16 protein-coding genes are annotated in these 15,041 nt (G+C 71.9%); 10 read left to right on the top strand and 6 right to left on the bottom strand.

What is annotated here, in order from left to right; translation table 11 throughout:
* Positions 1 to 25 precede the first annotated feature (25 nt).
* Both ACWDY5_RS10615 and ACWDY5_RS10610 read left to right on the top strand, forming a co-directional pair.
* Positions 26 to 640, top strand: coding sequence for a TetR/AcrR family transcriptional regulator (locus ACWDY5_RS10615; RefSeq protein ID WP_449722002.1), 615 nt, complete (start codon positions 26 to 28; stop codon positions 638 to 640).
* A 19-nt stretch (positions 641 to 659) separates the two neighbouring features.
* Positions 660 to 1,595 carry an aldo/keto reductase gene (locus ACWDY5_RS10610; protein WP_449722001.1) on the top strand — a complete coding sequence of 312 codons (936 nt, stop codon included), beginning with the start codon at positions 660 to 662 and terminating at the stop codon, positions 1,593 to 1,595.
* Between the two features lie 57 nt (positions 1,596 to 1,652).
* On the opposite strand, the gene ACWDY5_RS10605 is transcribed toward ACWDY5_RS10610, so the two are convergent.
* On the bottom strand, positions 1,653 to 1,937 hold the full coding sequence (locus ACWDY5_RS10605; RefSeq protein ID WP_449722000.1) for a YciI family protein: 285 nt from the start codon (positions 1,935 to 1,937) through the stop codon (positions 1,653 to 1,655).
* A 148-nt stretch (positions 1,938 to 2,085) separates the two neighbouring features.
* Here ACWDY5_RS10605 and ACWDY5_RS10600 point away from each other — a divergent pair, with 148 nt between their 5' ends.
* From ACWDY5_RS10600 to ACWDY5_RS10570, 7 genes are all read left to right on the top strand, one after another.
* Positions 2,086 to 2,709: an RNA polymerase sigma factor gene (locus ACWDY5_RS10600; RefSeq protein ID WP_449721999.1), complete on the top strand. Its 624-nt coding sequence runs from the start codon at positions 2,086 to 2,088 to the stop codon at positions 2,707 to 2,709.
* Between the two features lie 622 nt (positions 2,710 to 3,331).
* Complete coding sequence (locus tag ACWDY5_RS10595) at positions 3,332 to 4,261, top strand: ROK family protein (RefSeq protein ID WP_449721998.1); 930 nt, start codon at positions 3,332 to 3,334, stop codon at positions 4,259 to 4,261.
* Complete coding sequence (gene nagA / locus ACWDY5_RS10590; protein ID WP_449721997.1) at positions 4,261 to 5,400, top strand: N-acetylglucosamine-6-phosphate deacetylase; 1,140 nt, start codon at positions 4,261 to 4,263, stop codon at positions 5,398 to 5,400. The genes ACWDY5_RS10595 and nagA overlap by 1 nt, the downstream gene beginning before the upstream one ends.
* 36 nt (positions 5,401 to 5,436) lie before the next feature.
* Entirely contained in the window at positions 5,437 to 5,706 is a 270-nt protein-coding gene (locus ACWDY5_RS10585; RefSeq protein WP_449721996.1) for a hypothetical protein, read from the top strand.
* A gap of 894 nt (positions 5,707 to 6,600) precedes the next feature.
* Entirely contained in the window at positions 6,601 to 7,302 is a 702-nt protein-coding gene (locus ACWDY5_RS10580; RefSeq protein ID WP_449721995.1) for a DedA family protein, read from the top strand.
* A 98-nt stretch (positions 7,303 to 7,400) separates the two neighbouring features.
* Positions 7,401 to 8,894 (top strand): FAD-dependent monooxygenase, encoded by a 1,494-nt coding sequence (locus ACWDY5_RS10575; RefSeq protein ID WP_449721994.1) that lies wholly within the window; start codon positions 7,401 to 7,403, stop codon positions 8,892 to 8,894.
* Complete coding sequence (locus ACWDY5_RS10570) at positions 8,891 to 9,496, top strand: TetR/AcrR family transcriptional regulator (protein ID WP_449721993.1); 606 nt, start codon at positions 8,891 to 8,893, stop codon at positions 9,494 to 9,496. The genes ACWDY5_RS10575 and ACWDY5_RS10570 overlap by 4 nt, the downstream gene beginning before the upstream one ends.
* Here the strand turns inward: ACWDY5_RS10570 and ACWDY5_RS10565 are convergent.
* On the bottom strand, positions 9,465 to 10,868 hold the full coding sequence (locus ACWDY5_RS10565; RefSeq protein ID WP_449721992.1) for an FAD-binding oxidoreductase: 1,404 nt from the start codon (positions 10,866 to 10,868) through the stop codon (positions 9,465 to 9,467). The genes ACWDY5_RS10570 and ACWDY5_RS10565 overlap by 32 nt on opposite strands.
* Before the next feature lie 86 nt (positions 10,869 to 10,954).
* On the opposite strand from ACWDY5_RS10565, the gene ACWDY5_RS10560 reads away from it, so the two are divergent.
* Positions 10,955 to 11,638 carry a DedA family protein gene (locus ACWDY5_RS10560; RefSeq protein ID WP_449721991.1) on the top strand — a complete coding sequence of 228 codons (684 nt, stop codon included), beginning with the start codon at positions 10,955 to 10,957 and terminating at the stop codon, positions 11,636 to 11,638.
* Here the strand turns inward: ACWDY5_RS10560 and ACWDY5_RS10555 are convergent.
* From ACWDY5_RS10555 to ACWDY5_RS10540, 4 genes are read right to left on the bottom strand one after another with little or no spacing between them, the layout of a single operon-like run.
* The gene (locus ACWDY5_RS10555; protein ID WP_449722078.1) at positions 11,619 to 12,266 is read right to left on the bottom strand and encodes a nucleoside/nucleotide kinase family protein; all 648 of its coding nucleotides are present in this window, start codon (positions 12,264 to 12,266) and stop codon (positions 11,619 to 11,621) included. The genes ACWDY5_RS10560 and ACWDY5_RS10555 overlap by 20 nt on opposite strands.
* The gene (locus ACWDY5_RS10550; protein ID WP_449721990.1) at positions 12,266 to 13,090 is read right to left on the bottom strand and encodes an ATP-binding cassette domain-containing protein; all 825 of its coding nucleotides are present in this window, start codon (positions 13,088 to 13,090) and stop codon (positions 12,266 to 12,268) included. Before ACWDY5_RS10550 ends, ACWDY5_RS10555 begins: the two co-directional genes overlap by 1 nt.
* The gene (locus tag ACWDY5_RS10545; protein ID WP_449721989.1) at positions 13,087 to 14,037 is read right to left on the bottom strand and encodes an ABC transporter permease; all 951 of its coding nucleotides are present in this window, start codon (positions 14,035 to 14,037) and stop codon (positions 13,087 to 13,089) included. Before ACWDY5_RS10545 ends, ACWDY5_RS10550 begins: the two co-directional genes overlap by 4 nt.
* Positions 14,038 to 14,039: 2 nt before the next feature.
* Complete coding sequence (locus ACWDY5_RS10540; protein ID WP_449722077.1) at positions 14,040 to 14,996, bottom strand: substrate-binding domain-containing protein; 957 nt, start codon at positions 14,994 to 14,996, stop codon at positions 14,040 to 14,042.
* Positions 14,997 to 15,041 lie beyond the last annotated feature (45 nt).

The following is a 15,041-nucleotide window of genomic DNA, read 5'->3' as shown; positions in this document are numbered from 1 at the left end:
CGCAACGTCGCGTAGTGTTCGAGGCATGATGGTGGACACGGCGCGCCGCTCCGGTGACGGACCCCGGCAGGCAGAGGCGATCTTCACCGCGGTGCTGGAGCTGCTGGCCGAGCACGGGTACGACGGCCTGACCGTGGAGGGCGTGGCCGCCCGCTCCGGCGTGCACAAGACCACGATCTACCGCTGGTGGGCGGACAAGGACGCACTGCTCGGCGCGGCGCTGCTGAACTCGGCCCTGCTGGAGCTGCCGGTGCCGGACACCGGCACGCTGCGCGGCGACCTGCTGGCGCTGACCAGGCACGTGCTGCGGCTGCTGACCACCGAGCCGAGCGCCTCGGTGGTCACCGCCGCGCTGGCCGCGGCCGGCCGTCCGGTGCTGGCCAGGCTGGCGCACGAGTTCTTCGCCGACCGGTTCGACCGCGAGCTGGTGCTCTTCGAGCGGGCGGTCGCCCGCGGCGAGCTGCCCGCGGACACCGACGCCAAACTGGTGGTGGACCTGCTGGCCGGCGCGGTGTGGACCAGAGTCCTGCTCCGCCAGGAGCGACCGCCCGCCGATTACGCGGCCCAGGCGGTGGACCTGGTGCTGGCCGCGCTGTCAAATCGAAAAGTCCACCCGAATACTCGGAATGTCCCTGCCTAGCAGGGCGTTTGTTTCAGTCGTGGCAAGAATCGGCACGAGTGACCTGGACGTCTTCCCGCTTTGCCTCGGTGGCAACGTGTTCGGTTGGACCGCGGACGAGCAGCAGTCGTTCGCGGTGCTGGACGCCTACGCGGCCGCGGGCGGCAACTTCATCGACACCGCGGACGTGTACCCGGCCTGGGCCGAGGGCAACTCCGGCGGCGAGTCCGAGACGATCATCGGCCGCTGGCTGGCCAGGCGCGGCCGCCGCGACGACCTGGTGATCGCGACCAAGGTCGGCCAGCTGAGCACCGCCAAGGGCCTGTCCGCGGCCAACATCAAGGTCGCCGCGGAGGACTCCCTGCGCAGGCTGGGCACCGACCACATCGACCTGTACTACGCCCACATCGACGACACCGAGGTCCCGCTGGCCGAGACCCTCGGCGCCTTCGACGAGCTGGTCAAGGCGGGCAAGGTCCGCCACCTGGCGGCCTCGAACTACGGCACGGACCGGCTGGCCGAGGCGCTGGAGACCAGCAAGCGGGAGAACCTGGCGAGCTACGTCGCCCTCCAGCCGCACTACAACCTGGTCGAACGCGAGGGCTACGAAGGCAAGCTGGCCGCGCTGGTGGCGATCGAGGGCCTGTCCGCGGTGCCGTACTGGGGCCTGGCCAAGGGCTTCCTCACCGGCAAATACCGCCCCGGCGTCGAGGTGGACAGCCCCCGCGCCGCCGGCGCGAGCGCCTACCTAGACGAACGCGGCCTGCGCGTGCTCGCGGTGCTGGACGAGCTCGCCGCCGCCCACCACACCTCGGTGGCCGCGGTCGCCCTGGCCTGGCTGACCGCCCAGCCCACGGTGGCCGCCCCGATCGCCAGTGCCCGCACCCTGGACCAGCTCGCCGACCTGCTGGCCGCCGCCACCCTGGAGCTGGCCGAGGACGAGGTCCAGCGCCTCACCGAGGCCAGCGCCCGCTGACCAACGCGCCCGGCGGCCGGTCCCGGTCGCCGGGCTCACGCGTGCCCGCCCCTGCGCTCAGCCCGCGATCCACGCGCCGGCGACCACGTTCCACTCCCGGATCCGGGTCTCGGCGATCACGTTGGCATCGGCGTACGGGTCAGTGGCCAGGATCTTCGCCAGCTCCGCCCGATCGGCCGCCTCCAGCACGACCTGGGCGCCGGTGTCGTTGGCCCACGGCCCACCCGCCAGCAGCACACCCTGTTTGGCCTGCTCAGCAGCCCACTCCCGGTGCGCGGGCCGAACCGCCAGCCGCTCGTCCCGGTTGGTCCCGAAGACCCACTCCACCACGAACCGCGCCATCGCGCCCCTCCTCGCCAAACCCCCGCCACCGGCCGGCGGGGCGACAGGCCGAACCTACTCGCGCGGCCGATCACCGGTCCGGCACCGGCCAGGTGATCCCAGGCACCGAGATCGCCGGGGCTTGACCAGCGCGAGTACCTTGCTCTGCGTGGGTTGGGACGCGCCGCGCGGGGACAGCCGTGCCACCGGGAGCCAGGCGCCGAACGTCGAACAGACGGTCGAGCGCACCTTCAGCCATCTCCGGACCCTGGACGGCAACACACCGAAAACCGGTGGTGTCCAGGCTCCCGAGGCGCCGCTGACCTTGGAAGACCTGTACCGCCAACACCGGATGCGCCTGGTCCGCCTGGCCATCCTGCTGGTCGACGACCCGGCCACCGCCGAGGACGTGGTGCAGGAGGCCTTCACCGGCCTGCACCGCAACTGGGGCGGCCTGCGCGACGGCGCGGCCGCCGTCGGCTACCTGCGCACCGCGGTGGTCAACGGCAGCCGCTCGGTGCTCCGCCGCCGCAAGACCGCCCGCGAGTACCAGCCCCCGCACCTGACCACGGCCCGCTCGGCCGAGTCGCTGGCCATGCTGACCGCCGAACACCAGGCCGTGGTCAGCGCCCTGGGCCAGCTCCCACCCCGCCAACGCGAGGTCCTGGTGCTCCGGTACTACGGCGGCCTGTCCGAACAGGAGATCGCCGAGTCCACCGGCATCTCCCGCGGCACCGTGAAGTCCACGGCCAGCCGCGCCCTGGACGCGCTGCAGAAGGTCCTCCAGGGCTGACCGGGACGCGCTCTCGGCGGCTGTGCCAGGCAAAGCCTCGCGCTGTGCCGCCTGGGCAAAACCACGCTCGCTGGCACATGCCACCTGGGAAAAGCCGCACTCGCGGGCGCGTGCCGCCTCGGCAAAACCACGCTCGCGGACACCTGCTGCCAAGGCGAAATCATGGACGCTGGCGCTTGCCACCACGGCAAAGCCGCACTCGCTGACCTACGCCCCGGCCAAAGCCGCACTCGCTGGCGTGTGCCAGAGCGAGATCGCACTCGCTGGCGTGTGCCAGAGCGAAGCCGCGCTCGCGGCATGTTGCACCGGCCACGGCGCGCTCGTCAGCACGGTCGTCGCCCCGCGCGTCGATTCGCACGTCGATTCGCGCAGCCCTGCATGCCTGGGTGACGTGGCTGCCTGCCCGCGCGGCTCGGCACCATCCCGCGCGCTCACCGCAGCGCCAGCCTTCGTGGCGCTTCTCCGTGCGACACCAGCCCGAGGTCACCGATCACGGACAGTCACGCTGAGGCACGCGAAATCGCGCTTGGAAACGCTCTCACGCGCAATTTGTGGCATTCCACCCTGCGTCCTTCACGCAGAGGTCTAGACCAGAGACGCCGCATGCCCCAGGATTCGAGCTGTGCCCAGCTCGCGAACCGTGGTCGCCGTCGACGTCGGCGGCACCGACATCAAGGCAGCCCTGGTCCAGGGTGACCCCGCCGCGCCCGCGGTCGTGGACCGGCTGCGGCGCGCCACGCCGCGTGGCAGCACCGGCACGGAGACCGCGGATGCCCTGGTCAGCCTGATCGCCGAGCTGGTCAAGAGCTGGTCGGCGACCGCGGCGAATCCGGTCGAGGCGGTCGGCGTCGTGGTGCCGGGCATCGTGGACGCCGAAGCCGGGGTGGGCGTGTTCTCGGCCAACCTCGGCTGGCGTGACTACCCGTTCCGTGCCGCCCTGAGCGACCGGCTGAGCCTGCCGGTGGTCTTCGACCACGACGTGCGCGCGGGCGGCCTCGCCGAGTCCCGGCTGGGCGCGGCGCGCGGCTTCACCGACGCCGTGGTCATGCCCATCGGCACCGGCATCGCCGCCGCCCTGGTACTCGGCGGCCGACTGCACTCCGGCGGTGGCTACGCGGGCGAGGTCGGCCACCTCTCCCTTGGCGCCGGCGAGCTGTGCGGGTGCGGCCAGCACGGCTGCCTGGAACTGCGCGCCTCCTCCGCGGCGGTGGCCCGCCGCTACACCGAACGCACCGGCCGCCCCGTGCACGGCGCGGTCGACGTCGCCAACGCGGTCCGCGCGGGCGACCCCGACGCCGCCGCGGTCTGGGCGGAGGCGGTCGAGGCACTGGCTCAGGCCGTGATCCTGTTGACCACCCTGCTCGGGTTGCAGGCCGTGGTCCTGGGTGGTGGCCTGGCCATGGCGGGAGAGCTGCTGCTCGCCCCCCTTGGCGACCGGCTGGACGAGCTCATCTCGTTCCAGCGCCGACCCGAACTGCGGTTGGCGGCGCTGGGTGACGAGGCGGGCTGCCTCGGAGCCGCGCTGCTGGCCATGGACCTGTTGGAGGGTTGATGAAACTCGTCGGCGGCAAGGTCGTCACTCCCGGTGGTGTGCTCGATGACGGCTGGGTTCGGGTCGAGGGCGGACTGATCACCGAGGTCGGCGCGGGCTCGGCCAACGGGCAGGGCGCGACCGAGGAGGTCGTCGACGTCTCCGGCCAGTGGGTGGTCCCCGGCTTCGTGGACATCCACTGCCACGGCGGCGGCGGCGAGTCCTTCTCCAACCCCGATCAGCAGCGGGTGCTCAAGGCCGCCACCGCCCACCGGCGGCACGGCACCACCACCCTGCTCGCGAGCCTGGTGTCCGGGCCGATCCCGGACATGTCCCGGCAGATCGCGGCGCTGGCCGAACTCACCCAGGACGGCCTGCTCGCGGGCGTGCACCTGGAGGGCCCGTTCCTGTCCGCGGCCCGCTGCGGCGCCCACGACCCGGCAATCCTGCGGCCGCCGGCCAAGGCCGATGTGCAGACCCTGCTGGACGCCGGTCGCGGCACCGTGCGCATGGTGACCCTGGCCCCCGAGCTGGACAACGGCGTGGACGCCGTCCGCCAGCTCGTCGACCAGGAGGTCATCGCCGCCATCGGCCACACCGACGGCACCGAGGCCCAGGTCCGCCCGGCCGTGGACGCCGGAGCGACCGTGGCCACGCACCTGTTCAACGGCATGCGCCCGCTGCACCACCGCGAGCCCGGCCCGATCGGCGCCCTGCTGGACGACGAGCGGGTCACCGTCGAGCTGATCTGCGACCTGGTGCACCTGCACCCGACCACGATCCGCCTCGCCGCCCGGCACGCCGGACTGGGACGCACCGTCCTGATCACCGACGCCATCGCGGCCGCCGGTGTCGGCGACGGCGTGTACGACGTCGGCGGCCTGGAGGTCACCGTGACCGACGGCGTGCCAACGCTCGCCGGCGGCGGTTCCCTGGCCGGCAGCACCCTGACCATGGACGCGGCCTTCCGCAACCTGGTCCTGGAGTGCGGCCTCAGCGTCACCGACGCGGCAACCGCCTGCTCGACCCGGCCGGCCGGCCTGCTCGGGCTGACCAAGGTGACCGGCTCGATCAGCGCGGGCCTGTCCGCCGACCTGGTCGTGCTGGACGCTGGACTGCGCCCGGCACGGGTGCTGCACCGCGGCGAGTGGGTGTCCTGAGCCCTCAGCCGCACCGCACCGCACTACGGTGTTGCTGTGGCCGCCTCGGACAATCCGGAGAAGCTGCTCGCTGACGCCCTGCGCGCCCAGGCAGCGGGCAGCCCGAGCATGCCTCCGGCCGAAGCTCCCTTCCCGCCGATGCCGGTGCTTCCGCTGGGGAGGGACACCGGACCGACGGACCGGTTCACCTCGGCCCGTGGCATCGGTCTGCCACCGCCGTCACTGCCGGTCTGGGTGTTGCTGTTGTTCGCCGTGCTCCTTGGACTGACCGCGGGCGCGGTGATGGGTGTGCTCACGCTCTGGTGATCACCTCCGGTTCTGGGGGCCGGGGCTGATGGTGGGTGTTGGAGTGGGCGCCTGGGATCAGCCTGCCGTGACTTTGGGTCAGCATCAAGCGCGGTGGTCGTGGGCTGTGGATAAGCGGGGACTTGTGGATAAGTTCGGATCTTGGGGGCTTTGAGCTGCCGTTTTGTCGGGAGCGGGCGGTAGCGTTGATGTCGGGGGGTCCCCCTCGGGCGGGCGCGGAGGGCAGTGGCAGTGGTTGCGGAGCGTGTAGGGGCGGGTTCGGGGGCTGGGGTGGGGGGCTCGTGGCTGAGTCCGGCGGGGCAGGGCCGGGCGCGGTTGAGCGGGTCAGGGATGGAGCGGGCAGGGCGGCGACCGGAGCGGGCAGAGCCGGAATCGGTTGGGTGCCGGGCTTGGCCCGGGTGGGCCAGCGGCCGGTGACCGGTGACCGGTGGTGGGTAGGCGGAAGTGGCGGCGGCTGGCGGGCTGCGCTGGGCGGGAGTTGGCGGCGGAGCCGGGGAGCCGGGGAGCCGGGGAGCCGGGGAGCCGGGGGCAGCTTGGCTGGTGGCGTGTGATCGTTCGCGGTTGGGCGGGGGATTCGTGGGCAGGTCGTGAGGCTGCGGCCCCGGGTCTGGAGGTTTCAGCGGTCCGAATGGGTGGCCGCACAGGGGGGCAGGCGGGGGCACGGGGCCGAGCGGTTGCACGGGACTGCGGGGCACCAGGGGCAGGCGGTTGCGGTGGGACGGGGCGTGACGGTTCGCGGTCGGGGGGCTGGGGCGAGGATGGTCACAATGTCCGGTTTGTCGGGTGGTTGGGGCTGGTGGGGGTGGGTTTTGGGCGTGGCGTTGGGGTTGGCGGCGGGGTGGGCGTGGTAGACCGCGACGGGGTTGCGGTGGGTGTCCCTGTACCGTTGTCGGGGTGACGACCGTTACGAGTACGGCCGTGCCGCTCGCTCTCTTCGGGATCGACTGGCTGGATCCGGTCTACCTCATCCAGCAAATGGGGCACTTCGCGCTGATCGGTCTGTGCCTCATCGTGTTCGCCGAGTGCGGGGCCTTCGCGTTCTTCCTGCCTGGCGACTCGCTGTTGTTCATCGCGGGGTTCTTCGCGGTCAACGGCGCGTTCGGGGTGCCGACCTGGGTTGTCGCGGTGTTGCTGACCATCTCGGGCATCCTGGGCAACGCGGTGGGGTACTGGATCGGGTGGAAGGCTGGGCCGACGTTGTTCAACCGGCCCAACTCCAAGATCTTCAAGCCGGAGTACGCGGCGAAGACGCATGAGTTCTTCGAGCGGTACGGGGCTCGGGCGATCATCCTGGCCCGCTTTGTGCCGGTGGTGCGGACATTCATCACCGCGGTGGCCGGGATCGGCCGGATGGATCCGAAGAAGTACTTCACCTACTCGGTCGTCGGCGGTATCGCCTGGGCCGCGGGGCTGACCTTCCTCGGGGCGGCGCTGGGCAACGTGCCGCTGGTGAAGAACAACATCGAAGCGGCGCTGATCCTGATCGTGTTCCTCTCGATCCTGCCGATCATCTTCGAGTTCATCCGGGAGCGGCGGAAGCGGCGCAAGCTGCCGGACATCGGTGAGTCGCACACCCAGGTGATCCCCAAGATCTGACCTTCGCTGACGAACGCCCCGTGCCTGTTCCGGCACGGGGCGTTTTTCTGGGCTACATTTGTAAACAGTACAGTGCTGTTAACTAATTGGGGGTCCTGGTGGACGCAGCGGTGCTGGTGGTCGGGGCTGGGCCTACCGGGTTGACGTTGGCCTGTTCGCTGCTGAGCCGAGGGGTGCCGGTGCGGGTGGTCGACCAGGCCCGGGCGGCCTCGGTGACCTCGCGGGCGCTGGGGCTGCATCCGAGGGGTGTGGAGGTGCTGGATCGGTTGGGGGCGCTGGCGGATCTGCCGGAGCGGGCGGTCCGGGTGGCCGGGGTCAGCGTCAACGTGCGCGGGGTGGAGCTGGCCCGGATCCGGGTTGACCAGGTGCGGCTGGCCAGCAGGCACCGGACCCTGCTGATCTCGCAGGCGGCGGTGGAGGGGGAGTTGCGGGCGTTGCTGGCGCGGCTGGGCGGCAAGGTCGAGTGGGGGCACGAGGTGGTCGGGCTGGCGCAGGACGGGCGGGGCGGGGAGGTGTCGCTCCGGCACGGCGGGGGCACCGAGACCGTGCGCGCGGACTGGGTGGTCGGCTGCGACGGGGCGCGCAGCGCGGTGCGACGGCTGGGCGGGTTCGGCTTTCCCGGAGAGCGGGTGGTGGAGAACTTCCTGCTCGCCGACGTGCACCTGGACTGGGGGCTGCCCAGGGACACCGCGTCCGCCTGGATCAGCCCGGACGGGGTGTTCGCCGCGTTCCCGCTGCCCGAGCCGAACCTGTGGCGGCTGGTCGCGCCTTACGACCGGGCGGTCGAGGCGGATGACGTGCTGGGGCGGATGAGCGAGATCCTGCCCGCGCGCACCGGCTACCACGGGGTGCGCTTCGACGGAGCCCTGTGGACCTCGGTGTTCCGCGTGCACCGCCGGCTGGCCGACACCTACCGGCGGGGCCGGGTGCTGCTGGCCGGGGACGCCGCGCACATCCACAGCCCGTTCGGCGGGCAGGGGCTCAACACCGGGATCGGGGACGCGGACAACCTGGGCTGGAAGCTGGCGCTGGTGGCGGCGGGCCGGGCGGATCCGGCGCTGCTGGACACCTACGAGGCCGAGCGGCGGCCGATCGCGGCGGCGGTGCTGGAGAGCACCACCGGCCTGACCCGGCTGGTGCTCGGGCAGGGGCGGCTGCGGCGGTTCCTGCGGGACCGGGTGGCCGCGCCGCTGGTGAACCTGGCTCCGGTGCAGCGGCGGCTGGCCAGGGCCGCCTCCCAGCTGGACACGCACTACCGGCGCGGGCCGCTGGCGCCGTGGCGGTTCGCGCCCTGGACGGTGGGGCTGCGGCCTGGGCAGCGGGTGCCGGACCTGGCCTGCCGCCGGGTGGACGGTTCGGCGACCCGGCTGCATGCGGAGCTGCGCGGGCGGTGGGCGCTGCTGGGCAGGCACGAGCCGGTGGCGGCGGTGGTGCGGGAGCTGCTCGGGGACGAGGTGGTGCTGCTGGACCGGCCGGGCGAGCAGGTGTGGCTGGTGCGGCCGGACGCGCACCTGGGCTGGCGTGGGCGGCCGGATCCAGCGAAGCTGCACCGGTGGTTGGAGATGGTGCTGCGGACCGGGCGGGCCGGGTGAGGGGCCGTCCGCGTGATCCGGAGACGGACACGGCGATCCTGCGCGCCGCCCTCGACCTGTTCATCGAGGGTGGGGTGGAGGGCGCCAGCATCGAGCAGATCGCCAGGCGCGCCGGGGTCGCCCGGCTCACCGTGTACCGGCGGTGGGCGAGCAAGGAGCTGCTGCTGGCGCAGGCGATCGAGTTCGGCAGGGACAGCTTCCTCAGCCCGGCCGATGCGCTGGCCATGTTCGCTGACGGCGAGGTCACCAGGGCCAAGCTGGTGGAGATCATGGTGCAGGCGACCAGCGACGACCGGTTCCGGCAGCTGATCGGGCGGCTGGCCGGGGCCGCGACCGACCATCCCGAGCTGATGCGGGCCTACGCGGAGAACTACGTGCGGCCGCGCAAGGACATCGCGATGCAGCTGCTCCGGCTGTTGCAGGAACACGGTGAGCTGCCGCCGGAGCTGGACCTGGAGATGCTGCTGGAAAGCCTGGCCGGGGTGGTGACCTACCTGATGCTGATGGACCCGGCGCGGCACGCGCCCGAGCAGGCCCGCGCCTACCTGAACCGGTTCCTGGACATGGTGGTCAGTCCAGCGCGAACATCGAACCCGGGTTGAACAGGTTCTCCGGGTCCAGCGCGCGTTTGATCGCCCGGTGCGCGGCCAGGCCGACCTCGCCGATCTCCCTGGCCAGCCACTCCCGTTTGATCTTGCCGATGCCGTGTTCGCCGGTGACCGTGCCGCCGAGGGCCAGGCCGACCTCCAGGATCTCGTCGAAGGCGAGCTTGGCGCGGGCGAACTGGTCCGCATCGGCCGGGTCGTAGGCGATGGTGGGGTGCATGTTGCCGTCGCCGGCGTGCCCGACCACCGCGATCAGCAGGTCCCTGCGGGCGCTGATCGCGGCGCAGCCGCTGATCAGCTCGGCGATCCTGGTGCGCGGCACGCACACGTCGTCGGTGAGCCAGGCGCCGTAGACCTCCAGTGCGCCGAGCACCGCGCGGCGGGCGGTCAGCAGCAGCTGTCCCTCGGCCAGGTCGGTGGTGACGTAGGCGAGCTCGGCGCCCGCGGCCAGGCACAGCTGCTCGATCTTCGCCAGCTCCCGCCTGGCCACCTCGCCGCCCGCGTCGGACTGGCAGATCAGCAGGGCCGCGCTGCCGCTGCCCGCGCCCAGCTCGGTGTTCAGGTGCGCCTCGACCGCGCGGATGGAGGCCGCGTCCATGATCTCCATCAGGGACGGGACCAGGCCCTCGCGCACCACACCGGTGACCGCGGCGCCCGCGGCCTCGGTGGACGGGAAGGCGGCGACCATGGTGGCCGGGGCCTGCGGCAGCGGGCGCAGCGCCAGGGTGGCCTGGGTGACCACGCCGAGGGTGCCCTCGCTGCCGACGAACAGCTTGGTCAGGTCGTAGCCGGCCACGCCCTTGACCGTGCGGCGGCCGGTGCGCAGCAGCTCGCCACTGGCCAGCACCACCTCGAGGCCGAGCACCGAGTCGGTGGTCACGCCGTACTTCACGCAGCACAGGCCGCCCGCGTTGGTGGCCACGTTGCCGCCGATGGTGCACCAGTCGTAGCTGGAGGGGTCCGGCGGGTAGAACAGGCCTTCCTTCTCCACGGCGTGCCGCAGGTCCAGGTTGACCACGCCGGGTTCGACCACGGCGAGCCGGTTGTCCGGGTCGATCTCCAGGATGCGGTTCATCCTGGTGGTGGCCAGCACCACGCAGCCGTCGACCGCGTTGGCCGCGCCGGAGAGGCCGCTGCCCGCGCCGCGCGGCACGATCGGGGCGCCTGCCGCCGCGCAGGCCCTGACCACGGCCTGGACCTGCGCGGTGTCGCCGGGCAGCACGACGGCCAGCGGCGCGCCGTGCGGCGCGAGCGGCATCATGTCCCGGCGGTAGCTGTCGGTGACGTCCGGGTCGGTGATGACCCCGTCCGCACCGAGGGCCCGGTGGAGCTGGTCAAGCAGTTCGACGCTTTTCACCCGATCGTTCACCCGTCCACGGTAGTTCCACAGAAACACGCGCACGAGACGGAAAATGTCGATGATGTGTTCGCCAGGATCCCCGTAGTCTCGAAGTGATGAGCCCGGAAGGTGTGTCCGTCACACTGGCCTGGTCACCGCTGGACTCGGCGGGTCCGGCGCTGGTGTGGATCATCGTGACCACGTTCATCTTCGCCGAGTGCGGCCTGATCATCGGCCTGTTCCTGCCCGGCGACTCGCTGCTGTTCGCCGCGGGTGTGGTGCTGGCCAACCACGACCGGCCGATCGACGCCTGGGCGCTGGCCGGGGTGAGCACGCTGGTGGCCATCCTGGGCAACGAGTTCGGCTACTTCGTCGGTGCGAAGACCGGCACGAAGATGCTGGCCCGTGAGGGCGGCAAGGTGCTCAACCAGCAGAACCTGGACCGGGCCAAGGACTTCTTGGACAAGTACGGGTTCTGGGCGATCGTGGCCGCGCGCTGGCTGCCCTGGGTGCGCACGCTGGCCCCGGCGATCGCGGGCGCGGCCGGGATGGACCGCAAGCGGTTCACCTGGGCGACCATCACCGGCGCGGTGACCTGGTCGCCGGTGCTGATCCTGCTCGGCTACTACGCGGCAGGCCTGCTCAACCGGTACCCGTGGCTGCAGACGGTGGCGGTGATCGGGTTTGTCGCCTTCTTCATCGTGGGCACCAGCTACGGCGTGTACCGGTACCGGCAGGAGATGCGGCGGCCGATGCACGAGGAGTCCGACGAGGCCGGGCTCAGGAAAGACTCGAACTGATTCCGTGCAGCACCAGGTCGGCGCGCTCGTGCGTGGAGTTCACCCGGATCGCGTTGTCCTGGTCCGAGCCGAGCGCGCGCAGCCGGGCCTGGGACTCGGTGCGGCCGAAGGCGCGGTGCCGGGCGATCAGCCTGCTCAGCCGCAGGTCCTCGGCCGGGGCCAGGAACCAGGCCTCGTCCAGCGCGGTCCGCACCCCTGACCAGGGTGGTTCGGCCAGCAGCAGGTAGTTGCCCTCGGTGATCACCAGCGGGATGTCCGGGCTGACCGGGACGGCGCAGGCCACCGGCTCCTCGATCTCCCTGCGGAACTCCGGCGCGTAGACGGTGACCGCGCCTGGGGTGTCCGGGCCGTTGGCGCGCAGCCGCCGGAGCAGGTCGAGGTAGCCGTGCGCGTCGAAGGTGTCCGGGGCGCCCTTGCGTTCGGCCCGGCCCAGCCGCTCCAGCTCGCGCTGGGCCAGGTGGAAGCCGTCCATGCCGACCAGCACGGCCCGCTCGCCCAGGGCTTCGGCCAGCCGCTGGGCCAGGGTGGACTTGCCCGCGCCGGGGGCGCCCGCGATGCCGAGCACCCGGCGCCGCCCGTCCGCGGCCAGCTGTGCCGCCCTGGCCACCAGCTCGGTGAACTCCGCGATCACGTGCCGGTCTCCCCCGTCCGCAGCCCGGTGGTCACCGCGTGCGTGACCTCGGCGAGCTGCCCGTCCTCCGCCACCCGCAGCGCGCCGGTGATCAGGCCGACCACCTCGTTCATGGTGCGTTCCCCCGGCGAGACCAGCGCGACCCGCTTGCCGAGGCGGTGCACGTGGATGCGGTCCGCGATGTCGAACACGTGCGGCATGTTGTGGCTGATCAGCACCACCGGCAGGCCGCGCTCGCGGATCCGGTTGATCAGTTCCAGCACCTTGCCGGACTCGGCCACGCCGAGCGCGGCGGTCGGCTCGTCCATGATCACCACGCGGTTGCCGAAGGCGGCCGCGCGGGCCACCGCCACGCCTTGGCGCTGGCCGCCGGAGAGGGTCTCCACGGTCTGCGACATCGAGTTGACGCCGATGCCGAGCTCGCCGAGCACCCTGGCCGCCTCCGCCCGCATGCCCTTGGTGTCCAGCAGCCGGAACACCGAGCCGAGCACACCGGCGCGGCGGCGTTCCCGGCCGAGGAACAGGTTGCTGGCGATGTCCTGGGCCGGGGCCAGCGCCAGGTTCTGGTAGACGGTCTCGATGCCGTGCCTGCGCGCGTCCAGCGGGCCGGTGAAGCGGACGAGCTCGCCGTCCAGGCGGATCTCGCCCTCGTCCGGGACCAGCGCGCCGGAGAGCGCCTTGATCAGGCTGGACTTGCCCGCGCCGTTGTCGCCGACCACGGCCAGCACCTCGCCTGGTGCCAGGTCGAAGTCGGCCCCGTTGATCGCGGTCACCTTGCCGTAGCGTTTGACCAGGCCACGGGCCTGGAGCACCGGGGTCACTGGTTCCTCCCTCGGGAGAAGCGATCGACGGCGACCGCGACGATCACCAGCACGCCGGTGGCGACGTCCTGGTAGAGGCTGTCGATGCCGGCCTGGGTGAGGCCGGAGCGCAGCACCGCGACGATGAGCGCGCCGACCAGGGTGCCGAGCACGCTGCCCCGGCCGCCGAACAGGCTGGTGCCGCCCAGCACCACCGCGGTGATCGAGTCCAGGTTGCCGGTCTGGAAGGCGTTGGGGTCGGCGTTGGGCACCCGGCCCAGCGCCTGCCAGGCGGCGATGCCGTAGACCAGCCCGGCGACCAGGTAGACGCTGAGCACGGTGCGCCGGACCTTGATGCCGGACAGCCGCGCGGCCTCGGCGTCGTTGCCGACCGCGTAGACGTGCCGTCCCCAGGCGGTGCGGGTCAGCGCGTACCAGGCCACCAGGTACATCACCAGCGCCAGGCCCATGCCGACGGTGACCTCGATCTGGCCGAAGAGGTACTGCCGGGTGCCGAGGAAGGTGAGCAGCTCGTCGGTGACCGGGTAGCTCTGGCCCTCGGCGTAGATGCGGGCCGCGGCGGTGACGATGGTGAGCATGCCCAGGGTGACGATGAACGGGGGCAGGCTGATGCCGGTGACCACCCCGCCGGTGATCGCGGCGATGCCCACCGCCACCCCGATGCCGATCAGCAGCGCGAGCGGGGCGGAGGTGCCGCCGAGCACGAGCTGGGCCATCAGCAGGGTGCCGAGCACCGCGATGGCCGCGTTGGCCAGGTCGATGCCGCTGGTGAGGATGACCAGGGTCTGGCCGAGCGCGAGGGTGCCGATGACCAGCGACTGCTGCACGACCAGGGACAGGTTGTCCGTGGTGGCGAAGGTGTCGGTGGTGACGGAGAACAGCAGCACCGCGGCCAGCAGCGCGAGGGCCGGGCCGAGGGCCGGGGTGCGCAGGACGAGGGTCTTCATGGTCAGCCCCAGCAGTTCTGCAGGCCCCAGGCGGTGTCCTTGCTGTCGATGCCGGGCACCGGCTTGTCCGCGATCACGGTGGTGCCGGTGTTGGTGAAGCCGCTGGGCTTCTTGCCGCTCTTGGTGAACTCGACCCCGGCCTTGACGCCGTCCTCGGCCATCTTCTTCGGGAACTGCATCACGGTGAGCGCGTACTTGCCGTCCTTGACATCGCGCACGCCCTGGCAGCCGCCGTCGATGGAGCCGACCACGACCTTGTCCGCGAGGCCCTTGGCCTGCAGCGCGGCGAAACCGCCCCGGGCCGCGGGCTCGTTGATGGTGTAGACGGCGTTGACCGAGGTGGCGCGCTGGAGCAGGTTCTCCATGGCCTGCTGGGCCTTGTTCTGGTCGCCGTTGGTGGCTTCCTTGCCGAGCACCTTCGGGTCGGTCTCGGTCAGGCCGAGGCCCTCCAGGAAACCCTTGTGCCGCTGCTCGTCCACGGTGCCGCCGGGGCTGCCGTCGAGCATCAGCAGCTGCGGGGCGCGGTCGCCGAGCGCGGCCTTGACGTACTGGCCCTGCAACCGCCCGGCCTGGATGTTGTCGGTGGCGAAGGTGGCGTCGACCGCGTCCTTGGGGTCGGTCTCGGTGTCCAGGGCGATCACCAGGATGCCCTTCTCCCTGGCCTTCTTGATCGCGCCGAGGATGCCGGTGGAGTTGCTGGGCGTGACCAGGATGGTGTCCACGCCCTGCTGCACCAGGTTCTCCAGCGCGGCGACCTGGCCTTCGTTGTCGCCGTCGAACTTGCCGGCCAGCGCGATCAGCTCGGCGCCGTCCTTGCCCGCCTGGGCCTTGGCCGCCTCGCGCAGGGCGACGAAGAACGGGTTGCTGTCGGTCTTGGTGACCAGCCCGATCTTGACCTTGCCGTCGTCGTTGCCCCGGCCATCGGTGGCCTTCTGGCTGGAACAGGCAGTGCCGGCCATGGCGATGGCGCCGGTGGCGAGCAGTGCGACCAACTGTGGACCTCG

This window comes from Crossiella sp. NPDC003009 (assembly GCF_053591555.1).
Note: the sequence above shows the minus strand (reverse complement) of the source record. Positions and strands in the feature narration are given on the sequence as shown.